The following is a 3,865-nucleotide window of genomic DNA, read 5'->3' as shown; positions in this document are numbered from 1 at the left end:
TTTTACAAAAAATTCATTTCGGGCAGTAGATATGCCGCGTACCGCGTTCTATTAGGTATGCCCGAATCCATCGAAACACTGCTCGCCGACCCACGGTTCATCCGCTGGGTGATCCAGGGCGACGATCATAGCCATTGGGAGGCCTGGATGGCCGGCGCTCCCGGAAGGCCGGCGCTGGTCGAAGAGGCCCGCACCCTGTTACGGTCGCTGGCGATCCGTGAATCGGCGCTCAGCCAGGAAGAGATCGAGGGTCGCGTGGAAGCGATCCTGCGCCGCCTTCGCGATGACGCGCCGGATCGCGCGGCCGCCGCCGGGGAAGCCGGTAGGCTGATCCGGTTGCGCCGGGGGTGGGCCGGGGCGGCGATCGTCGCGGCAGCGATCGTGGCGGCGGCTATACTGGTGGCGGCGTTTTGGCTGGCGCGCCGCCCGCGGTCCGCGGCGTCAACAGCCGACGACGGTTTCGCCACCGTGAGCACGGGAGAAAGTCGCCGGTCCGTCACCCTCCCCGACGGGAGCCAGGTAGTCCTCTATCCAACCTCATCTATACGATATGCGACGCATCCGGGGGCCGCGGTGTCCGTCTACCTCACGGGTAAGGCTGAGTTCTCGGTAACGGTAGCGCCTAACCGGCCTTTCCGGGTGTATACGAGCGACCTGGTGACGACGGTGCTGGGGACGCGTTTCGTGGTGTCCGGAGACAAGGTGACGGTCATCACGGGGAAGGTTTCGGTGAGCCGCAACGCGGGCCCCGACTCGGTATTGACGGGCGTCCAGGTAAAACCCAACCAGGCATTGGTATACGAGCCCCTCAAACGGGACTTCCAGAAAATCCTGGTGGACACGCCGGTGGCGGTGCGGCCGCCGGTCACGCCGGATTTCCGTTACGACAACGCGCCGGTGACGGAGGTGCTGGAGCAGCTGAAGGCGACGTATGATCTGGATATAGTGTATGACCGGGATGTGCTTCAGCATTGCAAGATCAGCGCGGACTTGAGCGATGAGTCGATCTATAGGAAACTGGACCTGATCTGCCAGGCGCTCGACGCCCGATATACCGTCACGGACGGGACGGTGCGGATAGACGCCAGACCTTGCGAGTAACCCTCTAAAAATCTAACGACATGAGCCATAATAGTCACTCTCCATAATGCCGGGGGCCCTTACGGGCCCCGGAACCCCAGCGCCATTCCACTGTGATGGGGTCGTTTCGATCAACATTTACTGACAACCAAAACCTGTTCAAGTTATGAAAAAATGCCCATGCATAAAGGGGCCAATGCTTCATTTTATGAGAATTGGACTGCTCTGTATGGCCCTGACGGTCAGCGTCACCGGCGCCTTGTATGCCAAGGCGGTCAAGGGCCAGGAGGTACTCAAGCAACGCGTTACCCTGGTCGCGGACCAGGACGAGCTCAAGCACGTGTTCAAACAGCTGGCCAGGGAAGCCGGCGTAAAATTCATCTATGTATCGCCCACGGTACCGGACAAAGAGCTGGTGACCTGCCAGGCCAACAACGAGCCGCTGGGGCAGGTCCTGGACCGGTTGTTGCAGCCGCTGCACCTGAAGGCGGAGGTGGATGGGGACCAGATCATCCTGAAGCCCCTGGCCGTTGTGCCCGCGCCGGGCCCGGTGACGGGAACGGTGTCCGACCCCAGCGGGACGCCGCTGATGGGCGTGTCGGTGACGATCCAGGGCACCAAGACCGGCACGACCACCAACGAGAACGGCAAATTTTCCCTGGACGCCCCGGCGGGTGCAACGCTGGTTTTTTCCTACGTTGGGTATGCGACACAGACCTTACGCGTCGGCGGCGCCACGGTTTCGGTCGTCCTGACCAAACAAAACAACAGCATGAGCGACGTCGTAGTCGTCGGCTATGGCACGCAGCGCAAGGTCGACCTCACGGGGGCGGTGTCCACGGTGAGCTCGGCGCAGCTGGAGAACCGGCCGGTGACCAGCCTGGACAACGCGCTCGCGGGGGCGGCGCCTGGGCTGACGGTGATCCAGAACAACGGCCAGCCGGGCAGGGACGCGGCTTCGCTCAATATCAACGGGATCGGCACGCTGAATAATTCCGCGCCGCTGGTGGTCGTGGATGGGATCATCAAAAGCATGTACGACGTCAACCCGAACGACGTAGCCAGCATCTCGGTGCTCAAGGACGCGGCCAGCGCGGCGATCTACGGGTCGCGGGCCGCCAACGGCGTGATCCTGATCACCACCAAGAAGGGCAAGGCCGGCGGCAACCAGATCGAGTACGACGTATACGTGGGCAAGCAGACGCCGACGCGGCTGCCCGACTATCTACCGTCGTGGCAGGCCGCAACGATGTATAACCAGGCGCTCGCCAACGTGGGCACCGCGCCGGTCTATACCGACAACGACATACAGCAATTCAAGGATGGCTCGGACCCCGTCGGTCACCCCAACACGGACTGGCTGGGTCTGTTCTATAATAAGAAGGGCCTCCAGCAAAACCACTACCTGAGCGTGAGCGGGGGCACGGACAAGACGCAGTATATGTTCTCGCTGGGGTATTTCGACCAGGAGGGCAACGTCGCCAAGACACAGGCGCAACGGTATACGACGCGGCTCAACCTGACGACGCAGGTCACCTCCCGGTTGCGGGCCTTCGGCGATATTTCCTATACCTTCAACCCCTTCCAGGAGCCGTTGAGCTCGTATCCCGGCGTGAGCGCCTTTTCGCAGATGGTGCGGCAGGTGAACCGGATTTCCCCCATCGTGCCCTTGAAGTGGGCCAACGGGGACTACGCCTACATCGGGGACGGGAACCCGATCGCCTGGCTGAATTCCCCCAGCCTCGGGTCCTATAACCACTACGTGCTGGCGGGGACCGCGGGGCTCGACTGGGAACCCATCAAGGACCTGCACTTCAAGCCGTTTGCGGGGTATACGCTGACGCAGGACCAGAATAAGTCCTATGTGGCGGATATCCAGTTTTATACGCCGACGGGGACGGTAGGGTTGTACCAGGGGCCCAACAACGTGACCGACAAATATGACAATACGACCTATATTACTTTGCAGGCCACCCTGGACTATACAAAGCGATTTGGGGGACACACGTTCAAGCTGCTGGGTGGTTATTCGCAGGAGTATACCAAATACTATGAACTGGATGGCTACCGCCAGAGCTTTCTAAACAACGACCTTTCTGATCTCAACGCAGCCTCGACCACCGGCCAGACGTCCAACGGGTATTCGTATGAACTGGCGCTTCAGTCGTTCTTCGGACGCTTCAACTACGACTATGAGGGCCGCTATCTGCTCGAGGCGAATTTACGCTACGACGGGTCGTCGCGTTTCGATACCGCCAACCGGTTCGGGACTTTCCCGTCACTGTCCGCGGGCTGGCGGATTTCGCAAGAGGACTTTTTCAGAACACTGAGGCCTATTGTTAACGAACTAAAGCTTCGGGGATCATGGGGTAAGCTCGGGAATCAGAATATCAACTATAGCGACCCGGCCCAGGTCGACGCGGCTTACTATCCCTATATCACAACGATCGCCGCTGGTCAGAATTATGTATTTGGAGGTGCCAACCCGGCCTTCGCGGCAGGCGTATCACCCATCAACGGCGTGAACACCGCGCTGACCTGGGAATCGACTACCGAGACCGACATTGGCCTGGACGCTGCTCTCCTCCAGGGCGCACTCACTTTTACCGCCGACTATTTCATCAAGAATACGAACAATATCCTCCTTTCGATCCCCGTGTCGGCCCCATATGGAGTCACGGCTCCAGCCCAGAACGCGGGCGCGGTGCAGAACAAGGGATGGGAGTTCACCGCGGACTACCACGGCCGCTCGGGCGCGTTTACGTACAACGTCGGCGGCAACGCG

Annotated in this window: 2 protein-coding genes; both read left to right on the top strand. The window is 60.5% G+C overall.

The window, feature by feature from the left end:
- Positions 1–1,101 (top strand): FecR family protein (locus VL547_RS14070; protein ID WP_325578830.1); only part of this gene is annotated, 1,101 nt, incomplete at its 5' end.
- A gap of 187 nt (positions 1,102–1,288) precedes the next feature.
- Positions 1,289–3,865 (top strand): TonB-dependent receptor (locus VL547_RS14065; RefSeq protein ID WP_325578828.1); only part of this gene is annotated, 2,577 nt, incomplete at its 3' end.

Source organism: Dinghuibacter sp. (assembly GCF_035492835.1).
GTDB lineage: Bacteria > Bacteroidota > Bacteroidia > Chitinophagales > Chitinophagaceae > Dinghuibacter.
Note: the sequence above shows the minus strand (reverse complement) of the source record. Positions and strands in the feature narration are given on the sequence as shown.